24 protein-coding genes are annotated in these 25,678 nt (G+C 41.8%); 6 read left to right on the top strand and 18 right to left on the bottom strand.

The annotated features are described in order from the left end of the window. Window positions 1–22 precede the first annotated feature (22 nt). Window positions 23–1,303: a PQQ-dependent sugar dehydrogenase gene (locus tag V2H41_RS01450; RefSeq protein WP_330973334.1), complete on the top strand. Its 1,281-nt coding sequence runs from the start codon at window positions 23–25 to the stop codon at window positions 1,301–1,303. A gap of 82 nt (window positions 1,304–1,385) precedes the next feature. On the opposite strand, the gene V2H41_RS01445 is transcribed toward V2H41_RS01450, so the two are convergent. The 7 genes from V2H41_RS01445 to V2H41_RS01415 form a co-directional block, all read right to left on the bottom strand. Beyond that, complete coding sequence (locus tag V2H41_RS01445) at window positions 1,386–1,646, bottom strand: hypothetical protein (RefSeq protein ID WP_330973333.1); 261 nt, start codon at window positions 1,644–1,646, stop codon at window positions 1,386–1,388. Window positions 1,647–1,711: 65 nt separating this feature from the next. Beyond that, entirely contained in the window at window positions 1,712–2,284 is a 573-nt protein-coding gene (locus V2H41_RS01440) for an RNA polymerase sigma factor (RefSeq protein ID WP_330973332.1), read from the bottom strand. Window positions 2,285–2,425: 141 nt separating this feature from the next. Continuing rightward, window positions 2,426–3,793, bottom strand: coding sequence for a histidine--tRNA ligase (gene hisS, locus V2H41_RS01435; RefSeq protein ID WP_330973331.1), 1,368 nt, complete (start codon window positions 3,791–3,793; stop codon window positions 2,426–2,428). A 61-nt stretch (window positions 3,794–3,854) separates the two neighbouring features. Further along, a complete protein-coding gene (locus V2H41_RS01430; protein ID WP_330973330.1) occupies window positions 3,855–4,310 on the bottom strand; it encodes a low molecular weight protein-tyrosine-phosphatase in 456 nt (151 codons plus the stop codon). A gap of 120 nt (window positions 4,311–4,430) precedes the next feature. Continuing rightward, window positions 4,431–4,679 (bottom strand): DUF6952 family protein, encoded by a 249-nt coding sequence (locus V2H41_RS01425; RefSeq protein WP_330973329.1) that lies wholly within the window; start codon window positions 4,677–4,679, stop codon window positions 4,431–4,433. Further along, a complete protein-coding gene (locus V2H41_RS01420; protein WP_330973328.1) occupies window positions 4,660–4,974 on the bottom strand; it encodes a thioredoxin family protein in 315 nt (104 codons plus the stop codon). Before V2H41_RS01420 ends, V2H41_RS01425 begins: the two co-directional genes overlap by 20 nt. Window positions 4,975–4,987: 13 nt before the next feature. Beyond that, the gene (locus tag V2H41_RS01415) at window positions 4,988–5,620 is read right to left on the bottom strand and encodes a peroxiredoxin (protein ID WP_330973327.1); all 633 of its coding nucleotides are present in this window, start codon (window positions 5,618–5,620) and stop codon (window positions 4,988–4,990) included. Window positions 5,621–5,881: 261 nt separating this feature from the next. Here V2H41_RS01415 and rlmN point away from each other — a divergent pair, with 261 nt between their 5' ends. Further along, the gene (gene rlmN / locus V2H41_RS01410) at window positions 5,882–6,925 is read left to right on the top strand and encodes a dual-specificity RNA methyltransferase RlmN (protein WP_330973326.1); all 1,044 of its coding nucleotides are present in this window, start codon (window positions 5,882–5,884) and stop codon (window positions 6,923–6,925) included. 22 nt (window positions 6,926–6,947) lie between these two features. Here the strand turns inward: rlmN and proS are convergent, their stop codons facing one another. After that, window positions 6,948–8,426 (bottom strand): proline--tRNA ligase, encoded by a 1,479-nt coding sequence (proS, locus tag V2H41_RS01405; RefSeq protein WP_330973325.1) that lies wholly within the window; start codon window positions 8,424–8,426, stop codon window positions 6,948–6,950. A gap of 327 nt (window positions 8,427–8,753) precedes the next feature. Between proS and V2H41_RS01400 the strand changes: the two genes are divergently transcribed. Next, window positions 8,754–9,668 carry a hypothetical protein gene (locus V2H41_RS01400; RefSeq protein ID WP_330973324.1) on the top strand — a complete coding sequence of 305 codons (915 nt, stop codon included), beginning with the start codon at window positions 8,754–8,756 and terminating at the stop codon, window positions 9,666–9,668. A gap of 40 nt (window positions 9,669–9,708) precedes the next feature. Continuing rightward, window positions 9,709–11,229, top strand: a complete 1,521-nt coding sequence (locus V2H41_RS01395; protein ID WP_330973323.1) for an OmpP1/FadL family transporter — start codon at window positions 9,709–9,711, stop codon at window positions 11,227–11,229. Window positions 11,230–11,281: 52 nt separating this feature from the next. Here V2H41_RS01395 and V2H41_RS01390 read toward each other — a convergent pair whose 3' ends face one another. From V2H41_RS01390 to V2H41_RS01375, 4 genes are all read right to left on the bottom strand, one after another. Continuing rightward, the gene (locus V2H41_RS01390) at window positions 11,282–12,103 is read right to left on the bottom strand and encodes a segregation and condensation protein A (RefSeq protein WP_330973322.1); all 822 of its coding nucleotides are present in this window, start codon (window positions 12,101–12,103) and stop codon (window positions 11,282–11,284) included. Between the two features lie 91 nt (window positions 12,104–12,194). Then, the gene (gene mscL / locus V2H41_RS01385) at window positions 12,195–12,569 is read right to left on the bottom strand and encodes a large conductance mechanosensitive channel protein MscL (protein ID WP_330973321.1); all 375 of its coding nucleotides are present in this window, start codon (window positions 12,567–12,569) and stop codon (window positions 12,195–12,197) included. 94 nt (window positions 12,570–12,663) lie between these two features. Continuing rightward, window positions 12,664–13,227, bottom strand: a complete 564-nt coding sequence (gene frr, locus V2H41_RS01380) for a ribosome recycling factor (protein ID WP_330973320.1) — start codon at window positions 13,225–13,227, stop codon at window positions 12,664–12,666. Between the two features lie 67 nt (window positions 13,228–13,294). Next, complete coding sequence (locus tag V2H41_RS01375; RefSeq protein WP_330973319.1) at window positions 13,295–14,440, bottom strand: MraY family glycosyltransferase; 1,146 nt, start codon at window positions 14,438–14,440, stop codon at window positions 13,295–13,297. A 125-nt stretch (window positions 14,441–14,565) separates the two neighbouring features. Here V2H41_RS01375 and V2H41_RS01370 point away from each other — a divergent pair, with 125 nt between their 5' ends. Next, window positions 14,566–15,399: a transketolase gene (locus tag V2H41_RS01370; RefSeq protein WP_330973318.1), complete on the top strand. Its 834-nt coding sequence runs from the start codon at window positions 14,566–14,568 to the stop codon at window positions 15,397–15,399. 49 nt (window positions 15,400–15,448) lie between these two features. On the opposite strand, the gene V2H41_RS01365 is transcribed toward V2H41_RS01370, so the two are convergent. The 6 genes from V2H41_RS01365 to V2H41_RS01340 all read right to left on the bottom strand — a co-directional run bounded on the left by V2H41_RS01365 (window position 15,449) and on the right by V2H41_RS01340 (window position 23,219). Beyond that, the gene (locus V2H41_RS01365; RefSeq protein WP_330973317.1) at window positions 15,449–16,177 is read right to left on the bottom strand and encodes an EcsC family protein; all 729 of its coding nucleotides are present in this window, start codon (window positions 16,175–16,177) and stop codon (window positions 15,449–15,451) included. 111 nt (window positions 16,178–16,288) lie between these two features. After that, window positions 16,289–18,022 carry a sodium:solute symporter family transporter gene (locus V2H41_RS01360; protein ID WP_330973316.1) on the bottom strand — a complete coding sequence of 578 codons (1,734 nt, stop codon included), beginning with the start codon at window positions 18,020–18,022 and terminating at the stop codon, window positions 16,289–16,291. A 95-nt stretch (window positions 18,023–18,117) separates the two neighbouring features. Beyond that, window positions 18,118–19,620 carry an L-arabinose isomerase gene (gene araA, locus V2H41_RS01355; RefSeq protein WP_330973315.1) on the bottom strand — a complete coding sequence of 501 codons (1,503 nt, stop codon included), beginning with the start codon at window positions 19,618–19,620 and terminating at the stop codon, window positions 18,118–18,120. Between the two features lie 145 nt (window positions 19,621–19,765). After that, window positions 19,766–20,473 carry an L-ribulose-5-phosphate 4-epimerase gene (locus V2H41_RS01350; RefSeq protein WP_330973314.1) on the bottom strand — a complete coding sequence of 236 codons (708 nt, stop codon included), beginning with the start codon at window positions 20,471–20,473 and terminating at the stop codon, window positions 19,766–19,768. A 67-nt stretch (window positions 20,474–20,540) separates the two neighbouring features. Further along, the gene (locus tag V2H41_RS01345; RefSeq protein ID WP_330973313.1) at window positions 20,541–22,187 is read right to left on the bottom strand and encodes a ribulokinase; all 1,647 of its coding nucleotides are present in this window, start codon (window positions 22,185–22,187) and stop codon (window positions 20,541–20,543) included. 60 nt (window positions 22,188–22,247) lie between these two features. Then, window positions 22,248–23,219, bottom strand: coding sequence for a glycoside hydrolase family 43 protein (locus V2H41_RS01340; protein WP_330973312.1), 972 nt, complete (start codon window positions 23,217–23,219; stop codon window positions 22,248–22,250). A gap of 940 nt (window positions 23,220–24,159) precedes the next feature. Between V2H41_RS01340 and V2H41_RS01335 the strand changes: the two genes are divergently transcribed. After that, entirely contained in the window at window positions 24,160–25,413 is a 1,254-nt protein-coding gene (locus V2H41_RS01335) for a hypothetical protein (RefSeq protein WP_330973311.1), read from the top strand. Window positions 25,414–25,678: the final 265 nt, after the last annotated feature.

Genomic DNA, 25,678 nt, shown 5'->3' with positions numbered 1-25,678 from the left:
CGTTATAAAAATTGTACCGGTTATGAATAAAAAGATGCTATGGAGTTTGCTGTTACTAGCAGGAACACAGATTAAAGCGCAGATCATCAATGTAGACAGCGAGACTCGGAAACAACTGGCATCACAGCCCCCTGTGACGGTGCAAACTGCAGTAGGCCCGTTGGTGTTAGAGCCACCTTTCAAATCAGAATCGGCTGTTAAAAACAGTAAAACCATCGGGTGGCCCGAAGGCACTACTCCCAAAGCCCTTGAAGGCTTTGTTGTTACTCGTTTTGCAGACAACCTGCAAAGTCCCCGATGGACCTATGTAGGCCCAAACGGTGATTATTTTGTGGCCGAAGCAGGAACCCGTAATAGTGCCAATCGCATCACCTTGTTAAGAGACAAGGATAAAGATGGGATAATAGATGAACGCCATGTATTCCTCAGTAACCTCAATCGTCCTCTGGGCATGCTGATTCTGGGCGATTATTTTTATGTAGGCAATACCGACGGGGTATATCGCTTTCCTTATAAAGTGGGCGATACCGAAATTAAAGCCAACGGCGAAAAGATTATTAGCTTGTGGGAAGGCGGTTATAACAACCACTGGACCCGAAATATTATTGCCAATAAAAAGGGAACAAAAATTTATATCTCTATAGGCTCGGCCAGCAACGTGGGCGAACGGGGTATGGACATTGAGGATGGAAAGCGAGCGCTGATTTTTGAAGCCAATCCCGATGGCAGCGATCTTCAAATTTATGCTAGCGGCTTGCGAAATCCGGTAGGAATGGATTGGAATCCCATTACAGGCGAACTATGGACCGCTGTAAACGAACGCGACGGTCTTGGAGACAATATTGTTCCGGATTATGCTACCAGTGTAAAACGTGGTGGATGGTATGGCTGGCCCTACAGTTATTTTGGAAAAATTAAAGATCCACGCTGGGCGCATGATCCTCATGAAGACCTGGTGAATAAAGCTATCATTCCTGATGTGCCTTTGGGACCTCATACTGCTTCGTTAGGACTAGCATTTTACACCCAAGACCAATTCCCTTCGAAATACAAGAATGGAGCATTTGTGGGGCAGCATGGCTCTTGGAATCGTTCTCAATTATCAGGTTATAAAATAGTTTTCATTCCTTTCAAAAACGGGAAACCACAACCCCCTGAAGATTTTCTCACAGGGTTTATTGCCGATGAAGCAAAAAGCGAAGTACACGGCAGACCAGTGGGAGTTACCGTTACTCCCGATGGCTCTTTATTAGTAAATGACGATACTGCAGGCATTATCTGGAGAGTAAGCTATAAAAAGTAAAGCCTTAATTGATATTCTTATATAAAAAAAGGAAGGAGCATTGAGCTCCTTCTTTACATGAATATACTTTTCCAGTATTATCTTACATCCTTCCACAACGACGACGCCAAGCATTTTTAAACGCTTCGCGCTCTTCTTCGGTCATTTGCTTGAACTTTTCACGCCAAACATGCGGCGGCGGCCCATGGCGTTTGGGTCCTCCCAACCCACCAAATAAGATTTTCGATAAAATAAGTATCCCTAATGCCTGCCAGTAGCTTACCCTTCCCACATTGAATACGGATGGTAGAATAGCATTCCATAACCACATCACTAGGGCGCCAATCCCTAATACGGCAACCAATCCGACAAGGACGCATATCCATACTGGGGGCTTTTTATGACTTTTTCCTCTCATACAAAATATTTTTAGTGATGAACCAATTCTTCATACAGATGGGATAAACGTTTGCGCAAATGCAATACAGCATAGCGCTTACGGCTAATGATCGTTTTTATGTTCTCTTGTTTCTGATCCGCTATTTCCTGTAAAGTCATATCCTCCAGCTCATTCAAGACAAAAACTTCTCTTTGTGCTTCGGGCAATTCTTCCAAAGCATCGAATAAAGCCTCCCAAAATAAATCTTTGAAATTTTTTAACTCCGGATCTTCCTTAATGGCCAGTAATACTTCACTGAAGCTCAGTCCTCCATCTTCATCCTCATATTGATAGTCCTCCAGCAAATCAGGTTTTTTCTTGCGATAGCGGTCGGTGATCTTGTTGCGCGCTACTTTAAAAAGCCAGCCGCTCACCTCTTCGATAGTTTGTGTAGCAGAAACATGTGTAAATTGATACCATACATCCTGTAAAATGTCTTCAGCATCGGCGTCAGTATTTACTTTTGCCCGAATAAAACTAAACAGCCGTTTACTGTAATTTTTTACAGTATTTACGATATTTTGCTTCTCATCATCCGCCATTATGACTGCAGCATTGCCCATCTTATTTAGTAAGACGAGGATAAAAGAAAAATACTTTAAAGCAATAAAATTCATTTAGCGTCTTAGCAGCCGACTTTTTCAAACTCTGGCTGGTACAATTATACACTCTATCAAAATGAGCAATGCCAACAGAAGCAATTCCTAATTAAAACTGAAGTGTACCAGCTCTCCAAAAGGCACCTGAGTTTGGTCGCCACTCGAAAGGTTCTTGATATTAACCACCCCCTGTTCTAGCTCCTTGCTGCCTAAAATGGCAACATAGGGGATTGTTTTTTTCTCCGCGTATTTAAATTGCTTGTCGAATTTGGTGTTTTCGTGATATACTTCACAAGCAATACCGTGAGCACGCAACTGCTGCGCAAGTTCCATAGCTTTCTGTACTTCTGTATCGCCAAGATTAAAGAATAACACTTTGGTACCGGCTGCCACGTCGGCAGGGAATAGATGCAGCTCGCTCATCACATCATAAATTCTATCTACACCAAAAGATATGCCCACACCCGGCACGTTAGGCACACCAAAAAGGCCTGTCAGGTCATCATATCGCCCTCCTCCACCAATACTACCTATTTGAACATTTTGGGCCTTTACCTCAAAAATGGTTCCTGTATAGTAATTCAGCCCTCGGGCCAGTGTTAAATCCAGTACCAGAGCTTTTTTAACATCAGGCTGCTGGCTGTGTGTAATCAGATACGTTAATTCCTCAATGCCTTTTATGCCTATCTCATTTTCGGCAAAGAGCGTTTTAAGTTGCTGTAGTTTTTCCTCATTCGTACCGTTGATATTCAAGAAAGACTCTATCCGGCTGATTTGCTCCTCATTCAGCCCTCTGGATTTTAGTTCTTCCTTTACCTTATCTATACCGATTTTATCTAACTTGTCAATTGCAATTGTGATATCGATCATTTTATCTGCTCCGCCACAAGTATCTGCCAGTGCCGCCAGTATTTTGCGATTGTTAATTCTAAGTTCAATATCGATTTTCAGTTGCTGAAATACGCTTATATAGATATTGATTAGATCCAGTTCGTTCAGCAATGAATAACTTCCTACCACATCCGCATCGCACTGGTAAAACTCGCGATATCTTCCCTTCTGAGGTCGGTCGGCACGCCATACAGGCTGCATCTGATACCGCTTAAAAGGCATAGGTAGCTGGTGGTGGTTCATGGCCACATAGCGTGCAAACGGAATGGTAAGATCATACCGAAGGGCGCGCTCAGTAATATCCTTACTGGTTTTGCCTTGCAGCACGTTCTCAAAGCCTGCCTTTGCTTTCTCTACTTTAGCAGCATTATCCAGCCCGTTGTTAAGAATCTTGAATATAAGCTTATCGCCTTCCTCCCCATACTTCCCCATGAGGGTATCTATATTCTCCATGGCGGGAGTTTCCAGAGGTTGAAAGCCATAGAGTTCGAATACATTGCGAATGGTATTAAAAATATAGCTACGCTTCCGCACAACATCGGCATTAAAATCGCGCGTACCCTGTGGTATTGTTGGTTTCATTGTTCTTTGGTGTAGTGATTTGAAAATACTATCATGCTCGTAACGCCATGGTTATATCCGCTTATTTATACTTACTAATAACGGCATCACATGCTTTATCGATCATATCAAATACTTCGTGATAGCCGGGTTCGGGTCCGTACCAGGGATCGGGTATATCCATGTCGCTACCCGGATATACTTCATTCATCAGCAAATCGACTTTCGAGGCATCGAATTTATTGCGAGCAATCCATTGCATTTCATCAATAACATCTGATGCCATAGCATAAATTTTATCAAACTTATCAAAGTCAGAAGGAGTAAATTTTCTGGCACGCTGTCCACTAATATCGATACCATGCATGCGGGCCACTTTCTGCGATAAGCGATGCGGCGCTTCGCCCACATGATAACCATTTGTACCTGCACTATCCACTTCCCAGTCCAACCCCATTTGCTGTATCTTCTGCTGCATAATTCCTTCTGCCAGCGGACTGCGGCAGATATTACCTAAACAAACCATCAAAATCTTCATGGGCGCAAAGATAACCGATTTATTATTGAGAGAGTTTCTGTAAAAATCAAGCAAGCACATTGAAAAAAAGAACCACAAGCTTTATTGCCTGTGGTTCTCAACACTAAAACCAACCCATCACTATCTGTCAATAGATCCCATCACCTTCTGCATAAAGCTGTTGAGTGCGTCCTTTTCAGCCATACCCGCATTTATCATTTCATGCACTTCCAGCGCACCACAGCAATTAGAAATAATCTCACCGATTGCATCCAGCTCATCATCTTTAATAGAGGGCAGTTCACTTAATCCTTCTAACACCGCAATGGTGTTCTCAATCTGCTCAGGCGTATGGTTCTGACGTATATGTCTAATTATTGGTAATTTCATGGATCAACGATTTTAGCTGCTCTTCTTTATTAGTTTGAACCTGATTTACCAAAGCACCGTTCTGAAAACCTGCAAATGTGGGCAAGTTGTTCACGGTAGCCAACTTGCGGCTTTGAGGAAACTTTTCAGCATCCACAATAACAAACACTGCATCCTCGTGATCGCCAGAAAGTCTTTTGAATTTCGGCTTCATGAGTCTACAATTACCACACCATCCTGCAGAATATTGAACGATTACTTTGGGATGTTGGCTAATGATTTCTTGTAAATTATCCTGTTCCAGCTCAATCAACATACGATTATCTTTTTTAGTTATTAGAGAAATATTCAATAACTCCTTCTGTAGAAGCCTTCATTGCCTTCTCACCTTCTTCCCAGTTCGCAGGACAAACTTCTCCGTATTTCTCTACGTGTAACTGAGCATCGAGCAGACGCAGGTATTCATCAATGTTTCTACCTAAAGGAAGATCGTTGATGGATTCATGACGGACAATCCCTTCTTTGTCGATCAGGAACGTTCCTCTGTAAGCAACAGGAGCTCCTTTGAAAGACCATAACTGCGTATCGGCATCAAATTCATATTCGCCAGCCAGTACACCATAGTTCATGGCAATAGTTTTGCTGGCATCTGCTACAATGGGATAGGTCACACCTTGAATACCACCATTGTCTTTAGGAGTGTTTAACCATGCCAAGTGTGTTTCCTCAGTGTCTGTAGAACAACCCACTACTACAGCACCTCTTTTCTCAAACTCAGCCAGCTTTTCCTGAAATGCATGCAATTCAGTAGGACAAACAAACGTAAAGTCTTTGGGATAGAAGAAGAAAATAACATGGTTTTTACCGATGTACTGATCCAAAGAAAAATCAGTTACAATTTCCTCACCGTTAATTACTGCGCCGGCTACGAAAGAGGGCGCTTTTTTTCCAACTAATGCCATTATAAACAGTTTTTAATTAATTACACAATAGTATTTACGCATTCACAATGGCAAGCTCGAAATTGGCCGCAAAACTACCGTTTCCAGCAACTCATGTCAATCGATTTTCTCAATAGTACTATAGACAAAATCTATTAAGATTTGTTTAAAATAGGCAGTATATATGACACTCAATAGCCAAATGAGAGGGTTGCCGCCCCTCCGAATGTCTTAAAAAGATGATGTTTTTAAAAACGTTTCAGGTTAACCTATCTTTGCACAATGGCTGTTGTAAAACAAAATATCAGAGACTTGTCCCTGCAGGAGTTAGAAGCATATTTTTTGTCTGTTGGAGAGAAAAAATTCCGGGCAAAGCAAGTGTACGAATGGCTTTGGCAAAAACCTGTACAAAGCTTTGAGGCGATGACCAACATCAGCAAAGCATTGAGAGAGCAACTGGCTATGCAGTTTTCGCTGCCAGCCATCGGAATAGATACTACCCAGCATTCACAAGACGGCACCATCAAAACAAGATTCCGCACTTTTGACGGCCATCTCACAGAAGGTGTACTGATTCCTACTGATGAAAGAAAAACAGCCTGCGTAAGCTCTCAAATCGGATGTAGCCTCAGCTGTAAGTTCTGTGCTACAGGTTATCTGGAGCGTAAACGCAATCTCAACTTTGATGAGATTTTCGACGAAGTTGTACTAATTAACAAACAATCGGTCGAAGCTTATGGTAAGAAGCTTACCAATATTGTTTTCATGGGCATGGGCGAGCCGCTGCTCAATTACAAAAATGTATTAATGGCCATCGAACGGATTACTTCCCCAGAGGGACTGGGAATGAGTCCGCGCCGTATTACGGTATCCACGGCGGGTGTAGCCAAAATGATCAAAAAGCTGGGAGACGATCAGGTAAGGTTTAAGCTGGCATTATCACTACACGCTGCCAACGATAAAAAAAGGCATGAAATTATGCCCATCAACGAAAGCAATAATATTAAATCGCTGGTGGAAGCATTGAATTATTTCTATAAAAAGACCAAGAACGAAATCACTCTTGAATATATTCTCTTCAATAATTTCAACGATTCTTTACAAGATGCGGATGAACTGATAAAGATTTACCGTCAGGTACCCGCCGACCTGATCAACATCATTGAGTACAATCCTATTGAATTTGCTCAGTTTACCAAACCTTCAGAAGAAAAGGTAGAGGCGTTCATGCGCTACCTTGAGCATCACAAGGTGAATGCCCGCTTGCGTCGCAGCCGCGGAAAAGACATAGATGCCGCTTGTGGACAGCTGGCCAATAAAGGCTAAACTCCTCTACCTTTTAGTAATATTAATAAGCGCGAGCAAACAGTACTCTTTGCTTAGATGGCTTTCCTGTAAGAATACAGCTTCCTTCTTCCACTCCGCTTCCATCGATAGGAATGCAGCGGATAGTGGCTTTGGTTTTTTCTTTAATCTCGTTTTCGGTTTCGGCGGTGCCATCCCAGTGAGCAAATACAAAACCACCTTTTTCATCCAGAACCTTCACAAATTCATCCCAAGTGTCTACGGGTGTGATATGCTCATCGCGGTAAGCCTTCGCCTTATTGAAAATACTATTCTGGATATCCTCCAATAATTTTTCAATATACGCATACATGCCATCGGCAGAGATCGTTTCTTTGGCTTTGGTATCTCTGCGCGCAATTTCTACCTGATTGTTAGCTAGGTCTCTTGCTCCTAGGACAATACGTACTGGTACGCCTTTCATTTCATACTCGGCAAATTTCCATCCAGGGCGTACATTATCCGAGCCGTCGTACTGAGCACGAATACCCATTTTTCGGAGTGTGGTCAGTATTTCTTCGGCCTTAGCGTCAATCATGGCTTTCTGCTCATCGCCTTTATAAATAGGTACAATTACTACCTGTAACGGAGCTATCTTAGGAGGCAACACCAATCCGTCATCATCGCTATGAGCCATCACCAGTGCTCCTACCAAACGGGTACTTACTCCCCAGCTGGTAGCCCACACATACTCCTGTTTATTTTCTTTGTTCAAGAACTGTACGTCGAAAGCTTTCGCAAAATTCTGCCCCAAGAAATGCGAAGTTCCTGCCTGCAGTGCCTTACCATCCTGCATCAATGCCTCGATACAATAGGTATCTACCGCTCCGGCAAATCTTTCTGTTTCGGTTTTTACACCTTTAATTACCGGAAGTGCCATGTACTCTTCGGCAAACTGTGCGTATACCTCCAACATTTTTTTTGCTTCTGCTTCGGCTTCTTCCTTAGTAGCATGAGCGGTATGACCTTCCTGCCACAAAAACTCTGCGGTACGCAAAAACAAACGGGTACGCATTTCCCAACGAACCACATTAGCCCATTGGTTCACTAGAATAGGTAAGTCGCGGTAAGATTGTATCCAATCTTTATAAGTATTCCAGATAATGGTTTCACTGGTAGGACGAACAATCAGTTCTTCTTCCAGCTTAGCTTCAGGATCTACAATTACGCCGTTCCCATTAGGATCGTTTTTCAATCTGTAGTGTGTAACAACTGCACACTCTTTGGCAAAACCTTCCACATGGGCCGCTTCCCTACTTAAAAAACTTTTGGGTATAAACAGTGGAAAATAAGCATTCACATGTCCTGTATCCTTAAACATTTTGTCCAAAGCATCGCGCATATTTTCCCAAAGAGAAAAACCATAAGGTTTAATCACCATACAGCCTCTTACAGCAGAGTAATCTGCCAGTCCACCTTTTAGTACCAAATCATTATACCATTGTGCATAATCCTGCGCTCGTGGTGTAATTTCCTTACTCATATTTTTGTAATACAACTTTATTTTTATTGCTAAAAGCCTTTCTCAAGCAAACAACTGCGTCCTAATTTTACAATTTTATCAACCTCACACTTCTATACAAATACAAACAATTGATAATCAATCAAAAATTAAATTATTATAAAAATATTTTTTTAACAATTCTTATTATGATTTCTCTAACAATCTTGCATCCTTTTTATAAATATTGACGTCTCATATATACGAAGGAATACCCTAATTTTACAGGCTAATCCTTCATATCTGGCAAATGTAAAATTTTAAGGATTAACAAAAACAATTAATTAACTAAATAAATATAATTGCCCAATGAAAATAAAGAATTTAAACCTCTGGTTACTGTTGGGTGTGGTAATCGCCTTGGCAAGCTGTTCTACCGCTTACCAAGCGGGACAAACTCCTGACGATGTGTACAGCTCTCCGGAGCCGCCTGCCCAGGAGTATGCTAAGGTTAAAAAAACAGACGAGAAACGCTATCGTGCTTACGACGATGAGGATGAGTACGAAGACTACGACGATCGTTATTTGCGTATGAAAGTACGCAATCGCTATCGTTGGAGTGCTTTGGATGACTGGTATTTCTACGGCGATAGATATAACTTTAGCTACTACAACAACTGGGTGTACTGGAATGATCCTTTCTTCTGGAACACACCTTGGAGTCCGGTTAGTTACTGGAACATGTGGTACAACCCCTGGTACTATAGATGGTATGCAGGGTGGGGTGGCTGGCATGGTCCCGGATGGGGTTGGTACGACCCTTGGTGGGGAGGTTGGTACGCCGGATGGTGGGGCAGCTGGTATGGTCCCGGATGGGGTTGGTATGATCCCTGGTTCTACGGCTGGTATGGTGGTTGGTACGGCTACGGGCCTGGTATTATAGTGGGCCGCAGAGCTAACTATGGTCCTAGAACTACTAACTACGGCGCTTATAATCGTACTTCAACCGGTACTACCAATTACAGAAGTACCTATGGCGTACGTTCCAATAGCAGTACGTATACCCATAGCGGCAACTCCAATGTAAATACTGCTAGAAGTTATAATTTGAACCGTGGATCGTCTAATTATTCAACCCGATCCTACAGTACAGATACCTACTCCCGTACTCCAACTACTGAAACCAGGAGCTACTCTTCTCCATCGTATAACAATAGCTCTTCGGGAGCAGGTTCTTCCCGTAGTATTGGAGGCGGCGGAGGTGCAGGCAGTCGGAGATTTTAATGTGACGAGTTTTAATTATTAATCCAAATCAAGGTAACTAATGAAAAGAGTTTTTTTAGCAGTCGCACTGTTAACTGCTGCAGGCGCAATATATGCTCAAACGCCGGAAGATGCGTTGCGCTATTCCTGGTTGCAGAATACGGGAACAGCCAGATCGCAAGGTATTGCTAATGCCAATGGAGCCATCGGGGGAGAAATTTCAACCATCTTCTCTAACCCGGCGAATATAGGATTTTATAAAACCAGCGACTTGGTGATAACCGGAGGCTTAAACCTCATGAATAATAAAACCTCTTACCTGGGGGTAACTACCAAAGACAATAAATCAAGCGGCTTCTTAGGTACTTCCGGGTTTGTAATGGGTAACCCCACTTATGGTAATGGCTCGCTGAGAAGCTCTGCCTTTGGTTTTGCCATCAACAGAGTGGCGGACTTCAACAACCGCATTACTTATACCAATAAAGGTGGTACATTAAGCCGTACTTCTATGGCCGATTATTTCATGGAAGATATTGATAAGTACGGTGATAGTAACCCTTACGGCTCGGGGCTTGCTTTTGAAACTTATTGGGTAGATACTACCTCTGGAGGAGCCCTATTTTCTTCGGCTTCTGAGTTAGCACGAGCATCAGGTTTGGAGCAAAAGCAAGAAATAATCACTAACGGAGGCATCACCGAATTTGCTTTTGCAGGTGCCGCCAATATTAATGACAAAGTATACTTAGGTGCCACTATTGGGCTTCCGGTATTGAGGTATGGTGCTACCAGACGTTATACCGAGCAGGATCCTTCAGAGTCTGCAATCAATCAGTTTAACTATGCTTACTTTGATGATGATTTAGTAACGAAAGGTGTTGGTATCAACCTTAAACTAGGTGCTGTATTCAAAGTAAACGATAATGTGAGACTCGGTGTTTATGCGCACACTCCTACCTGGTATTCTTTAAGCGATACTTACTATGCTGCTGCCGGTGCAGACGTAGAAGACTATACTACTCATGATGGTAATAATGTACACGAAGTAGCTACCAGAGACCCACTGGTGTTCGATTACAACCTTCGTACACCATTTAAAGTGGGCGCTAGCTTCTCTGTACTGTTTGGCAATGTGTACGATGTAAAAACTCAAAAAGGTTTTATATCCGGTGATGTAGAATATGTCAATCATGCAGCATCTACTTTCAAAAACACCTCATACAATCGTACTATAGGTAATGAAAATATTTACAGAGAACTGAATCGGGCTATTGACAATGCCTACCAAGGAGCAGTGAATGCCCGACTGGGTGCGGAACTTAAATTCAACCCTGTAATGGTACGTTTGGGTGGAGCTTACTATGGCAATCCCTATAAAGATATTGCGGGAGAGAAGGGAAGCATTACTCAGATTACCGGTGGTTTAGGTTACAGAAACCAAGGTTTCTTTGTAGATCTGGGTTATGTACATACTTTGGGTAAAGATGTAGTGTTCCCCTACCGCTTAACCAGCGCCTCTTATTATCCCGCAGAGGTGAAAAGCAATAATTCCAGAGTGGTATTGACTGTTGGAATTAAAATTTAAGTGCAATCAAACTTTAGTATAAAAAAAATCCCGCTCAGTTGAGCGGGATTTTTTATGATGTAGGCTCTATTTTATTTTCATCCTCGAAAGAAGATGTATCGCTAACTCTTTCGGGATCTCGGTCTTCAGGGGCCACATATTCCAGTATAAAATTATTCCTACCCTCCCCCACCATAATTTTGAGAAAATTTTGTTGCACCAGCTCCAGTACCGATAGGAATAGGAAAATTGCGTGAACCCTGTTCTCGGCTCCTTCAAAAAGCTTTTCAAATGACAAATTCTTTTCTCTCTCTGTAAGCTGCAGCACATGCTCACGGCTATTTTCCATGGTATAATTATACCTTACTACAGTATGGACAGGTTTATTTACCCTATCACTATACCGTTGTAAAACTCTTTCAAACGCTTTCATGAGCTTGAAAAGCGTAAGCGTCTGAATTTCCGTACCCTCGCTCGCCTCTTCCCCTATTTGAGCCAACTCGCGCTGAATGTTGCCGCGCTTAATCATCAGCATACGTAATGCTTCTTGCTCGGCCAGTTGTGCTGCTGCTTCTTTGTATTTTTTATACTCGAGTAGTTTATTTACAAGTTCTTCACGTGGATCAATTTCATTGCCGTTTACATCCAGCTCCTTACGCGGAATGAGCATCTTGGCCTTAATGCGCATCAGCGTAGACACAAACAGAATAAATTCGCTGGAGAGCTCTATGTTCAGCGCCTCTTGACTATGGATATAGTCCAGAAAATCGTTGGTAATTTTTGTAATGGGAATATTATAAATATCCAACTCATCCCGCTCAATAAAGAACAGCAAAAGATCAAACGGACCTTCGAACTGCGACAGTTTTATCTGATAAGTAGGTGTATTTGCCACAAGTAATTTTTTAGTAGAAAAATAATAAAGTCCTGCATAGAGCAGGACTCAAAAGTAAGAAATATTATCCCTTAAATAGTAAAATCAAAAATTAGGGTCTTTTCTTTAGCTCATCACGAATTTCGGCCAACAATTTATCTGTTGAAGATGGCTCAGCCGGAGCTGCTTCTTCTTGTTTCTTAAATTTATTAGCTAATCGAATTAATAAAAACAGCACAAAAGCAATCACAATAAATTTGAGAACTGCTGCCAAAAACTTACCATAAAGAATACCATTCCATGCCAATTTTTCGATATTCTCGGCTCCTGCAGCTTTTAAGGCCGGATTGAGGATAACAGGTGTGATTAAATCTTCAACCAAGGATGTGACAATTGCCCCAAACGCACCCCCGATAATTACTGCCACAGCGAGGTCGACGACATTTCCTCTTAATGCAAACTCTTTGAAGTCTTTGAGCATTCCCATAAATATAGATTTTAGTGTTAGAAAATATACAAAAGTGCAGTTGTTTTGTCGCATTCCTCGGAATACTCGTTACCCTCTAACAACAACCGATAAATTAAATGGCCATTATTTCCTTTTCCTTGGCAGCCAGATGCTTCTCAACCAAAGCAATATATTTATCTGTAAGCTCCTGTACAGCAGCTTCGGCATCCTTGGCAGCATCCTCGCTCAATCCGTCTTTTTGCAGCTTTTTTATAGCTTCAATAGCGTCGCGTCTTGCACTGCGCACCCCTACTTTAGAATTTTCTCCCTCTGCAAAACTTTTCTTAACCAACTCTTTTCTGCGTTCTTCAGTTAGAGGAGGCAAAAACAGACGAATGTTGACACCATCATTTTGAGGGTTAATGCCAATATTGGCAGCAATAATGGCCCTTTCTATGGGCTGCAACATATTTTTTTCCCACGGTTGAACGTTCAAAGTTCGAGCATCCAATACTGTAATATTGGCTACCTGATTTAGAGGAACAGGGGCTCCGTAATATTCTACCGTGATGCCATCTAACATTTGAGGGTTGGCCTTACCGGCTCTAATTTTAGTTAACTCAGCTTCCAGAAAGGCGATAGCCTTCTTCATGCCTTCTTCAGCGGTGCTAATAATCTTATCTACCTGATCTTGCATTCTTAACGTTTTTTAAAATGCAGCAAATCTAATAAAATCAGTGTAAAGAGTAATCATTAGAAAGAAATTACCCTTTTACTTTTTCATTTCCCAATTCTTTTTTGGTAGAAAGATCTATAACCTTTGAAGCCGGTTTCTTTTCTTGAAGGCTGGATATAATCTGTCTTTGAATAACCAATTTACGGCGGGGAAGGGTATAAAATAATGCTCCTAATATTACATAACAAATGAAAAAAAGGCCTATGACGAGGGGAGTATTTCCTAAGGAGCGGCAAAAATATACCCACACAATAAACAATATATTGGCAGCTACACAAATAGTAGTGACTCCAGAGTGATTAAAACCATGATCGAGCAATAAATGATGCACGTGATTTCTATCGGGAAAGAAGGGGGAACGTCCTTTCAAAATCCGAATTGCAAATACTCGGACAGTATCTACCAAAGGCACTAGTATTACAGCAATTCCCAAGGCTACTGATGACTCAATGGGAAAAGGAGATGTCGGATTGGCCGCCACATTAATAAACTTCAACACTAGAATACCACATATGAGTCCTACCGTTAATGAGCCGCAATCGCCCATGAAGATTTTTGCGGGATGAAAATTGAAAATAAGAAAAGCCATTAATGCTGCCGATAAGGAGAATGCCAACAACGCATAAGGCATCATACCGGCCATATAAAAGTAAGTACCCAACAATGAAGTAGAGAGTATACCCAGACTTCCCGCCAATCCATCTACCCCATCAATCAGGTTAAATGCGTTAATAATTAAGATAAGAATAATATAGCTTAATGCAAGCCCGTAAACCGGACTGATATCATAAATCCCAGCAAGCCCGTATAAGCTCTCAATTCTTATCCCCCCTAAATGAATTACTAATCCCGCAGCTATAATTTGTACTACAAACTTTTTAAAAGCTGATAAGGCAATAATATCGTCCTTTAATCCGATGAAAAACATCAGTAGCAGCGCGGCTATAAAATACTGAAATTCGGGACTTTGCTGGAAGTTGACGCTTAATAGCAGTGCAAAAGTTAGTCCGATAAAAACTCCTATTCCCCCTAACGAGGCTATAGTATGGGTATGCAATTTCCGTTCATCCGGTATATCAAATAATTTTTTCTTTTCAGCAACTAAAATAATTACCGGAATTGCTAAAAAAGCAACTATAAACGAAATTATAGCTGTTGCCAGAATTTGGAGCATTCAATAAGGTTTAATAGTTTAGCAAAAGTAAGTATTTTATGTATCTTAGGCAATTTTTAGGACTCATACTCATATTATGAGTAAAAAATAGTGCATATTTGTAACACACATAAACTTAATGACTAATGGCAACTTTGCAAGAAATAGCAACTCAAGTGAGAAGAGACATCGTACGAATGGTTCATGGCGCCCAAAGTGGTCACCCGGGAGGTTCCCTTGGCTGTGCCGACTTTTTAACTGCATTGTATTTCAAAGTGATGGAGCACAATCCGTCCTTTAATATGGAGGGAAAAAATGAAAACCTGTTTTTTCTTTCCAACGGTCATATATCACCGGTATTTTACTCCGTTCTGGCCCGCTCTGGTTATTTCGATGTTAAAGAATTAGCCACTTTCCGTAAAATAAACAGCCGCCTACAAGGACACCCCGCCACTCATGAACATTTACCCGGCGTACGTGTAGCTAGTGGCTCTTTAGGACAAGGCTTAAGTGTTGCCATTGGTGCCGCACTTTCCAAAAAATTAAACGGCGATTCCAAACTGGTATATGCACTGCTTGGTGATGGTGAGTTGAATGAAGGACAAGTATGGGAAGCCGTAATGTTTGCTGCAGCTCATAAGGTAGATAACCTTATTGCTACTGTTGACTGGAACGGCCAACAGATTGACGGTCCTACCCAGAAAGTATTGGACTTGGGCGACCTGAGAGAAAAGTTTCAGGCATTTGGATGGCATGTCTTGGAGATGAACGGTAACGATATGGACGAAGTGGTAGCCGTACTGGAACAGGCTAAAGAAGCTACCGGCAAAGGCAAACCGGTAGGTATTATGATGCGTACCGTTATGGGTAAAGGTGTAGACTTTATGGAAAATGATCACGGCTGGCATGGAATTGCGCCTAATGATGAGCAATTGGCTAAAGCCCTGGAACAATTACCCGAAACACTAGGAGATTATTAAACCATCTACATAGAAAAAAAGAGGTGTGGTTAACCACACCTCTTTTTTATTATCCAGAACCCGACTTTAAATACCGCATTCTATAAGCGTTAATGGCAGTTTCGCCCAACTTTTTTACTAGCTTGTAGTTCACAACAAATCCTACAGGAGCGCCAATTATCGGAAGCAGCTGTGCCATTTTAGCAATATCCAGATAATCTCTGTACTCTTGCTGAAACTTTCGCCAGTCAAACTGATGGATGTCTTCAGGAAGCTCTTTTGCATATTGCTCCCAGTTTTCGATTTTTAAAAACACCTCTCTACTATGCGCTTTACCCGAAAAAGCCAGTTCAAAAACATGTAGTAGATAAATGCGTTCTTTGTAGTCATTCAAGTCAAATCCGTACACGGTGGCAATTTCATAAAGTAGTTTCAATTTCAAAGCCAGAAGCATGGGAAAATCTGCTAAACCTAGGAAGATACCTCCGGCCCCGGTTACACCACCTTCAATAGCTGCTGTGCTGCGGTAAAATTTTATTTTTTCCTGTATAATCAACTCCCGCTCACGCAAAGTAGCATTTTCAGGAGGGCGCGAGGTAGTATACTTGGCACCGAACAATACGCCGCGAATCATTTGCTTAATGATGGCAGTGATGGTATTGTGCACCTTTTCGGGTATCGCAGCATTGAGTTTATCTTGGGTGCGCTTAGAAAGCTTGGCCATTAATCCCGGCTTTTTCAGCATTCTTACTTTCCAGGCGGCAAGCTCGCGGGCTATTATCTGCTCATATTGCTCCATGCTTATGATTTGTCCGTAGTAATGCTTAAATATACTCCGCTATTTCCATTTAAGCATAAAAAAACCGGCCAGGATAAAACTGACCGGTTCTATAGAAAAACAGATTATTTCTTACCAGAATCTTACATACAGTGCAGAAAGCAATAACAGAATTATTACAATCAACACGATCGTTCTAGGATCCAGCTTAAACATGCTTCTGTCGATAACAAAGGCCTTTGGATTTACTTTAGGACCTGCAAGGCTGATCAATACCATTACAATCACTGTAATCACAAAGGACCAACCCATATTGATCAAAAACGGAATTTCGGTAATGGTATGTACAACCCCGTTCTCCATTTTTTCGTAAGTGAAAGCTGTGTACATCCAGGTTTCTTTACCAAAAATATCCACGGCGTAACTATTGAAGAATATCGCTAATACGAATCCCAATATCACACCCACCAGAGCGGCAGTACCTGTAGTACGCTTCCAGAACATACCCAACAGGAACATAGCAAACACACCCGGGCTGATAAAGCCTGTATATTTCTGAATAAAGGTAAAACCACCCTCACCACTGATGCCCAGTACATCTGTCCAAGTAAATGCCAGCGCTACCAGCATAGCCACGATAATGGCCCATCTTCCGGTTCTTACCAGCTGTAGCTCTGTAGCATCTTTTTTCAGATACTTTTTATAAATATCCAGCGTATAGATTGTAGAAATACTATTTACTTTTCCGGCTAAAGAAGCTACAATGGCAGCAGTAAGCGCCGCAACTGCCAGCCCTTTTAACCCTACCGGCAAAAAGCCTAAAATAGCTGAGTAGGCACTATCCTTCACACCGTTAAACCCTGGTAATTCGCCCTTGGTGTATAAAACGTATGCAGCGATACCAGGCAGCATTACAATTACGGGCATGAACAACTTCAGGAAGCCGGCAAAAAGAATACCGGTACGGGCTGTTTTCAAATCAGCACCCAACGCACGTTGTGTAATATATTGGTTACATCCCCAATAGTTCAGGTTTACAATCCACTGACCCGCAAAGTACATTGCCAAACCGGGCAGTACCACATACTTTTGTACATCCAAATTCTCTGGCATGTTCAATGTGGTGGTGGTTACCTTGGGTTTATCCAAAATCAGCTTGAAATGTTGAGGCGCTTCATTGAGCAGGGCCTTAAATCCTGCAATAGCACTTCCGGTAGCTGCTCCGTTAACCCGTTGGTCTACAATTTGCAAAGCCATATACACCGTTGCAAATCCACCAATAATCAGCACTGCCACCTGTATCACATCGGTATAACCAATTACCTTCATACCACCCAAACCAATCAGCAATGCCATTATCAACAGGATTACCATGATTGTATGCAAATAACCTCCCCCAAGTAATGCATCTATGGCCAGAGCGCCCAGATACAGAATAGAAGTAAGGTTTACAATTACATACAAGAACAACCAGAACACAGCCATGATGAGCGAAACGGATTTGTTATACCGCGTTTCTAGGAACTGCGGCATGGTGTATATTTTGTTCTTTAGGTAAATAGGTATGAACCATATAGCAATGATGATCAATGCTACGGCAGCGATCCACTCATATGCTGCCACGGCAACACCTACGAAGAAACCTTCACCACTCATTCCAATAAATTGCTCCGCAGAAATGTTAGAAGCAATTAGAGAAGCCCCGATAGCCCACCAAGACAAAGAACCCTCTGCAAGGAAATAGTCGTGTGAAGCGGTAACTGTAGCTTTCTTTTTACGCAGATATACCCAATATCCGTAAGAGGCTACGATGATGAAATACACGAAAAAGACGATGTAATCTGCAGTTCCTAGATATTTACTCATATGGCTGAAATTGTTATCATTTTTTTAAAACCTCGCGAATATAAAAATAATAAGTTCATTAAAATGTAATATTCTCACATTTGTTTTACCGGTTTTTAAGATTTATTAAGCTGATAATATACCTCGCTCCACCTCAATTCGTTCTTGAAATGGTAGAGGTCTGTGTTTTTGCCGATAAGTGTAAACTCAATGCCGGCCATATCAGCAAAGTCTTCCAGATGCTCAGCCGTGAGGTTTTGTGAGTAACAGGTATGATGCGCGCCCCCTGCCAATATCCATGCCGCACAACCTGTATTCATATCAGGATAAGGACGCCATAATACACGGGCTACAGGCAGCTTGGGTAAATCGTGCTGGGGCTCAAGCGCTTCTACTTCATTCACCAACAATCTAAATCTGTTACCCATATCCACAATGGATGCATTTAACGCAGCCCCTCCTTTTGCATTGAATACAAGACGCACCGGATCTTCCTTGCCACCAATACCCAGAGGGTGCACTTCTACACTAGCTTTGCCACTAGCAATGGAGGGGCAGATCTCCAACATGTGCGCACCCAACACAAGAGCGTTCTGCGGATCAAAATGGTAGGTATAATCTTCCATAAAACTGTTACCTCCCGGCAGTCCTGTAGCCATTACTTTCATAGCGCGTACCAGCGCTGCCGTTTTCCAGTCACCTTCTCCCGCAAAACCATATCCGGCTGCCATCATGCGCTGGGCTCCGATGCCCGGCAGCTGACGCATACCGTGTAAGTCTTCAAAAGTATCGCTGAAGCCCTTATAGCCGCCGTCTTCCAAGAAATGCTTTAGCCCCAGTTCAATCCGAGCGGCCACCTGCAGCGATTCGTGGTGCGATTTACCTTCCTGCAACACATCCATTACCTCATAAGTGTCGAAATACTCTTTCACAAGAGCCTGCACTTCTGCATCAGACACTTCATTAATCACTTTTACCAAATCACCTATGCCGTGTGTATTTACACTATAACCAAAACGCATTTCGGCCTCCACTTTATCACCTTCGGTTACTGCTACGTAACGCATGTTATCGCCAAAGCGTACAAATCTTGCACCCTGCCAATCGTGCCAGCCGGCTGCGGCTCTAGCCCATGCAGCAATACGCTCAATAGCTTGATCATCTTTCCAGTGCCCTACTACTACCTTGCGACGCTTGCGCATACGACTTACCATGAATCCAAACTCTCTGTCGCCATGGGCAGACTGGTTGGCATTCATGAAGTCCATATCGATATCACTCCATGGTATATCGCGATTGTACTGTGTATGAAAATGGAGCAAAGGCTTATGCAAAATACGCAAGCCGTTAATCCACATTTTCGCCGGAGAAAATGTATGCATCCAAGTAATCACCCCAATACAACTTTCATTATGATTAGCTTCCGCACAAAAAGCAAAAACCTCTTCGGTAGACTTCAAGGTCCCTTTATATACAACCGTTACCGGAATGCTGCTATGGTCGTTAATATAACCTGCTATTTCTTTTGAATGCTGATCTACTTCAATTAGGGTTTGCTCCCCATAAAGGTTCTGACTACCGGTTGCAAACCACACTTCCAGTTGCTTTAAATCTGTCATTGAGTTCTTTTTTATTTTGTTACAAACTGTTTACGGTTACGCATCGCTCTTGCGTCGCACACTTGTACTACCGTACAAATGGCGGCTTTAAAGAAGATAGCACCATTATGAAACTGGCTGCCTATCCTGTGTTTTCCCACAGTTTTTAATGATAATCTGGCTGTCCGTAATAGCTGTCAGGTCCATGCTTTCGTTCATAGTGCTTTTTAATGAGGGCATCCTTCAGTCGCGGAGCGTTAGGATTGATTTGCTCTGTAAGGAAAGCCATCTTAGCAATTTGCTCCAATACAGCACTATTGTGCACGGCTTTGGTGGCATTTTTTCCCCACGTAAAAGGAGCATGATTACCCACCAAAATCATTTCAACTTCCTTGTAGTCCAGTCCTCTTTCCTTAAAACAGTTAATAATTTGAAATCCCGTTTCGTACTCGTAATTACCTTGAATCATTTCATCACTCATGGGCGGCGCACAGGGTATATCCACCGTATTATAATCGGCGTGCGTAGTACCGAAAATGGGAATATCACGCTGCGATTGCGCCCAGGCTGTAGCATAAGTAGAGTGCGTATGTACAATACCACCTATCTCTTCCCAATGCTTGTACAAAACGGCGTGCGTGAGTGTGTCCGAAGAAGGGTTCAACGACCCTTCTACTTTATTTCCGTCAAAGTCGACGATAACCATTTTTTCCGGAGAGAGCTGTTCATATGGCACTCCACTAGGCTTAATGGCAAACACACCTTTATCGCGGTCCGCCTCACTTACATTACCAAAAGTAAACAACACCAATCCCAATTTGGGTAGCTGCATATTGGCTTCGTATGCAGCTTCACGAATATATCTGTAGTTCATATGCTTATTTCATACAGGGCATCACAATACAAGAAAAAACACTTTTCTTTTGCAACCCTGATAACATCTATGCACTTAGCGATGTTTCTATAAATTTTCCAAACGCCTCATATTCCTTCATACGCTTAGCATAGTATGCTGTATGCTCTGGAATAGGACGATACTCGGCATCAAAGCCTTGCCCCATAGCATTCATAGCTTCATTCACATTCGGATACAGGCCGGCGACCGTAGCAGCAAACATGGCTGCTCCTGCAGCACAGGTTTGTTCCGACTTGTGAATTTTGATAGGCATGTTCATAACATCAGCCATCACCTGCATCACATAAGGCGATTTCTTAGCTACTCCCCCCACTCCAATCAATCCTTTCACCGGAACGCCTTCGGCATTAAATCGGTCTACAATGGCTCGTGCACCAAAACAACTTGCTTCCACGAGGGCTTTAAAAACGGCCGGAGCATTACTACCCAGATTTAAACCGGCGATAGCCCCTTTCAACTTTTGATTAGCATCGGGCGTGCGTCTTCCGTTCAGCCAATCAACAGCTAGTTCGTCTTCTTCATTCAAAGGCAGTTGGGAAGCGGCTTCAGAAAGCTCTTTTATAATGCGAGATTCGATAGATTTTCTAAGCGTATTATCCTCCACAAAACGAAGCGGCCATGCAATCAGATTCTTAAACCATGCATAAATATCACCAAAAGCGCTTTGGCCAGCTTCCAATCCCATCATTCCGGGAATGATAGATCCCGGAACCTGTCCACAAATACCACGAACAAGCTTATCTCCAAACTCATCCTGAGGTACTACCAACATATCGCAGGTAGAGGTCCCCATCACTTTACTTAAGAAATAGGGCTCTATCTGTCCTCCTACAGCACCCATATGCGCATCAAAAGCACCAATACCCACTACTACATCGGTATTCAATCCCAGCTTTTCTGCCCATTCTGCGGACAGGTTTCCCGCAGGCTTATCTGCAGTATAGGTGTCTCGAGGAAGTTTGGATGTAAACCCATCTAGCAACGGATCTAGAGAAGCAAAAAATTCATTAGGAGGAAACCCTCCAAACTCCTCGGACCAGATACCTTTATGTCCAGCAGAACATACTCCTCGCTTAATTTCTTTTACATCCTTTCCTCCGGTTAGTAAAAAAGGTATCCAATCGCAATGCTCTACCCAGCTTGCGGTTGCATTTCGCACCTTTTCATCCTCACGAAATACATGCAGCAGTTTTGCCCAGAACCACTCACTGGAGTAGATGCCTCCTACATATTTGAGATAATTGGTTTCGAATTTTTGAGCGTGCTGATTGATTTCTTCAGCCTCCCTGATGGAAGTGTGATCCTTCCATAATACAAACATCGCGTTAGGGTTTTCCTCAAAACCCGGCGTGAGGGCCAACGGTGTTCCTGTATGATCGACGGCTACAGGTGTGGAACCAGTTGTGTCTACAGAGATGCCCTTAATATATTTTGCAACATTTCCTCCGGCTTTTTCAATACAGTCCTTCACGGTATATATCAGGCCCTCAATATAATCCAGCGGATGCTGACGAAACTGATTGGCATCCGGATTACAATATAATCCGTCCTTCCAACGGGGATATTCAAATACCGATGTTGCGATTTCATTTCCATTACGGGTATCCAGAATCACCGAACGAACCGAATCTGACCCATAATCCACTCCAATTACAAAAGCATCGTGAGACATGGCAGCAAATTTTTAGCGCTAAAATAATGAAACAATTAGTATTAATTGTAAACTATACAATTATTTTAATTTCACAGGTTTTACACCTTCCCGGGTAATGACCACCGGTTTAATAAGTCCGTTTTCATCAAACTCCATCTTATCAATACATACAACACGAGAATTTCCGTGGGTTTCCGTAATAGGCCGGCGGTGATACACAATATAATATTCCTCCTTACCTGGTATCTGCAACACTGAATGGTGCCCGGCTCCGGTGGCTATGGTTGTATCCTGCTCCAAAATTTTGCCTATTCTTTTAAAAGGGCCTAAGGGCGAATCGGCTATCGCATATGCCACGCTGTAATCCGGACCCGTCCACCCTCCTTCAGACCACATAAAATAATATTTTCCGTTACGTATAAACATAAAGGGACCTTCCACGTATTTCTCTGGGGTTACCTCTTTATAAATACTTCCATCTTCAAAGGGAATAAAACCGGTAAAATCATCTTTAAGCTTGACTACATTGCAATGACGCCAACCTCCGTAGTACATGTAATACTGTCCATCACTATCTTTAAATACAAACTGATCGATAGGTTGCGCCCCGTTGTAAAATTTATCAATCAATGGCTTTCCCAGATAATCTTTGTACGGTCCTTCCGGCTTGTCTGCCACAGCAATACCTATGCCTCCTATTTCATTATCATTTTGAATATCATTAGCAGCAAAGAATAAAAAATATTTATTGTCTTTTTCTACTATCGCAGGTGCCCACATAGCACGCTTGGCCCATTTAATAGCTGCAGTATCTACTATTCGCGGATGCTTCTTCCAATGCACTAAATCGTCTGACGAAAAAGCATCCAGAAATACCTGCTTCTCATAAACATCCGAATAAGTGGGAAAAATCCAGTATTGCTTTTTAAACACCGCTACTTCAGGATCGGCATACCAGCCCGGAAAAATAGGATTTCCGGAAGTTTGTTTTTGGCCATACAAACCCATGACTGTCATAAAACCCATCAAAACGAATATTACTCTTTTCATTATGCAAGTGATTTTTATAAATGATTTAAGAAACCAGCTTGCTAAAGGTACAGAACCCAAATTGATTTCAAAAGGCCGTGTAATTTGTAAGTAGTAATGCCATCTTTCAGCGTCAGCACTTATATAAAAACTACATCTAGCTTACATTATATCCCAGCATGTTCAGCTACTTACACAATAACTAAAATAGTTCAAGTAAGACATATAGTGTAAAGCAATATTGTTTAATGGCTGTTAAATGTTTGGCGAAGCTTAAACTGTAGATCAAATATTCGTTAATAAAAACGATCTATTATTTATTCTAATAAAACTGTCGATGAATATCTTCCTTACCAATACATTCATTACGAATCCAAAATTTCCTATCAGGGAAAAGTATATTAATCCATAGCAAGGCTTTTTATCAGGCTGATAATTATACTTCTCTGAAAGAAATAGTTTTGGTGTGCTAATTATAAAGCCTCCAAATACAGTTCTCTGTTTATTCGTAAATCACCTTGCATTTTAGTACCCTTCCGATAAAATCGAAATAAAGTATCACAACAACTCGATGTTTGCAACTAATCATTCCATCTGGTAATCCTCTCGCGCATATATTTAGAAAAACAAGAGTGTTAAATGAAATATTGAATCCATTTGGGTTCTATCAAGCGATGGAATACATGCTTTAGTCTAATCCCAGCTATACCCTTATACATGCTCCATATCAAACTGCACTCATTATGCAGGATGTAATAGTCTAGTAATAAGCTTTTTAAAGAAATTTTTCTTACAAAATATAATCATTTAACTTTTTTTTACCATTTTTTATTAAACAACTGCTTATACCTTTGTCCATTAATCCGTTTTTAATCATTTTAAACAAAACCCTATGAGACACCTTAACCTATCTCTAAGGACAAGTGTGCTTGTTCTTATCGGACTCCTATTATTTAGTTTCTTGTCAGTAAAAGTTTCTGCACAATGTGTCATTGGCGCTTCGGCCAATAATACCGGGACAGCCCCCTTTCTTTCAAGTGCCGCTAGCCCCCAGCAGGCCATCGATGGCAATCACAATACAGCAGCCACATTAACCAATAATCTTGTTACTGGTTTGGCTGTGTTGAATGTGACCTTTGACAGAAACATGAATCCTGGCGATGTCGTTGAAATAGATCTTCAAGTTGATGGCGTAAATATAGTAGACTGGGGAAGTATTGGAGGTATTTATATTACCCCCTATACCGAAACTAATGCCAGCGGTTCAGCAGGAACTAGGCAGAACATCTTAGGTATTGGCTTTATCATTAACCTAGGCCAAGGCCGTGCTATTGTAAGAGTTCCTGTAACAGGAATTCCTGACATCCGCTCTATTAAAATTGAATATGTAAGTTTAGGATTCTCTCTGTTTAAAACTGCTCGCATATTCGAAGTGACTGCTAAAACCGGTAAACCTGCCTCTGTAAACGGAGAGGAAGTAACAGTATGTGCCAATACAGATGTTAACTTAACGGCTGAGTATACCGCAACCAATACACCTGTAGATATTCTGTGGTATGACTCAAATGCGGATGATGCAGCTCCAATCAAAGTGGATTTAGGCCAACAGTCCAGCACCTTGGCCGTTAATTCGGGAACCCAAAGCAAATCCTATTATGTACGCACGAGATACAGCGATTGTGTGAACTCTCTTTCGGAGCCTACTGAAATTAAAGTAAATATTGATCCATCCTGTGCACTGCCGGTTACATTTGGTCCACTCGACGCCTACATCACTAATGGTAAATTAAATGTATTATGGCAGACCGTAACCGAAGAAAACAACAAAAGATTTGAAATTCAGGCATCTACCGATGGAAAAACCTTCAAGTCTATTGGAGTTGCAGACACCAAAGCACTTAACGGAAATTCTAGCACTCCTCTGAGCTACAACTTTAGTACTGAGCTAAGCGGAATCATTGCTCTAAGTTCCGTAGCTGGATTAGGGGTATTGCTGCTGTTAGGCGGTATGTTCTACAGAAATAAGAAAAAATGGGGCGTTTTGGCTACTGTATCATTACTCATCATCAGCGTAGTAACCCTTTACTCTTGTAGTAAACAAGCAGATTATGTACCTACTAACACTCCAAAGAACGTTTGGGTGCGAATCCTCCAAATTGATATTGATGGAAAATCGAGTGCTTCTACAGTGGTAAAAGCCCGCATCGTTGAATAATTAATTGATAAATCCAGTTTATATTGAAGCTGTCTCAAAGTTTGAGACAGCTTCTTTTTTTAATGCGCAGGAAAGGCTATTATAGAGCACATAAGCTGATGTATAGAATCATTAAGAGATGGATCCCACTTATATCATATAAATAGCCAGTCTTTTTGCATTTGCGACCGCTTCATACATAATGTTTTATATAAATACCTCCCATTTGCATATATTTTAAAATATGAATCCAATTTGATGACAGAACATGATGTCCAGAATTAAA

Source organism: Niabella digestorum (assembly GCF_036409055.1).
Taxonomy (GTDB): domain Bacteria; phylum Bacteroidota; class Bacteroidia; order Chitinophagales; family Chitinophagaceae; genus Niabella; species Niabella composti.
The sequence above is the reverse complement of the archived record's forward strand: the minus strand, read 5'-3'. Positions and strand labels throughout refer to the sequence as shown.

Bases quoted from the DNA above. Each gene is read 5' to 3' on its own strand.
- V2H41_RS01450 (WP_330973334.1), top strand. From the start codon at position 23: ATGAATAAAAAGATGCTATGGAGTTTGCTGTTACTAGCAGGAACACAG.
- V2H41_RS01440 (WP_330973332.1), bottom strand. From the start codon at position 2,284: ATGGGCAATGCTGCAGTCATAATGGCGGATGATGAGAAGCAAAATATC.
- hisS (WP_330973331.1), bottom strand. From the start codon at position 3,793: ATGAAACCAACAATACCACAGGGTACGCGCGATTTTAATGCCGATGTT.
- V2H41_RS01430 (WP_330973330.1), bottom strand. From the start codon at position 4,310: ATGAAGATTTTGATGGTTTGTTTAGGTAATATCTGCCGCAGTCCGCTG.
- V2H41_RS01425 (WP_330973329.1), bottom strand. From the start codon at position 4,679: ATGAAATTACCAATAATTAGACATATACGTCAGAACCATACGCCTGAG.
- V2H41_RS01420 (WP_330973328.1), bottom strand. From the start codon at position 4,974: ATGTTGATTGAGCTGGAACAGGATAATTTACAAGAAATCATTAGCCAA.
- V2H41_RS01415 (WP_330973327.1), bottom strand. From the start codon at position 5,620: ATGGCATTAGTTGGAAAAAAAGCGCCCTCTTTCGTAGCCGGCGCAGTA.
- rlmN (WP_330973326.1), top strand. From the start codon at position 5,882: ATGGCTGTTGTAAAACAAAATATCAGAGACTTGTCCCTGCAGGAGTTA.
- proS (WP_330973325.1), bottom strand. From the start codon at position 8,426: ATGAGTAAGGAAATTACACCACGAGCGCAGGATTATGCACAATGGTAT.
- V2H41_RS01400 (WP_330973324.1), top strand. From the start codon at position 8,754: ATGAAAATAAAGAATTTAAACCTCTGGTTACTGTTGGGTGTGGTAATC.
- V2H41_RS01395 (WP_330973323.1), top strand. From the start codon at position 9,709: ATGAAAAGAGTTTTTTTAGCAGTCGCACTGTTAACTGCTGCAGGCGCA.
- mscL (WP_330973321.1), bottom strand. From the start codon at position 12,569: ATGGGAATGCTCAAAGACTTCAAAGAGTTTGCATTAAGAGGAAATGTC.
- frr (WP_330973320.1), bottom strand. From the start codon at position 13,227: ATGCAAGATCAGGTAGATAAGATTATTAGCACCGCTGAAGAAGGCATG.
- V2H41_RS01375 (WP_330973319.1), bottom strand. From the start codon at position 14,440: ATGCTCCAAATTCTGGCAACAGCTATAATTTCGTTTATAGTTGCTTTT.
- V2H41_RS01370 (WP_330973318.1), top strand. From the start codon at position 14,566: ATGGCAACTTTGCAAGAAATAGCAACTCAAGTGAGAAGAGACATCGTA.
- V2H41_RS01365 (WP_330973317.1), bottom strand. From the start codon at position 16,177: ATGGAGCAATATGAGCAGATAATAGCCCGCGAGCTTGCCGCCTGGAAA.
- V2H41_RS01360 (WP_330973316.1), bottom strand. From the start codon at position 18,022: ATGAGTAAATATCTAGGAACTGCAGATTACATCGTCTTTTTCGTGTAT.
- araA (WP_330973315.1), bottom strand. From the start codon at position 19,620: ATGACAGATTTAAAGCAACTGGAAGTGTGGTTTGCAACCGGTAGTCAG.
- V2H41_RS01350 (WP_330973314.1), bottom strand. From the start codon at position 20,473: ATGAACTACAGATATATTCGTGAAGCTGCATACGAAGCCAATATGCAG.
- V2H41_RS01345 (WP_330973313.1), bottom strand. From the start codon at position 22,187: ATGTCTCACGATGCTTTTGTAATTGGAGTGGATTATGGGTCAGATTCG.
- V2H41_RS01340 (WP_330973312.1), bottom strand. From the start codon at position 23,219: ATGAAAAGAGTAATATTCGTTTTGATGGGTTTTATGACAGTCATGGGT.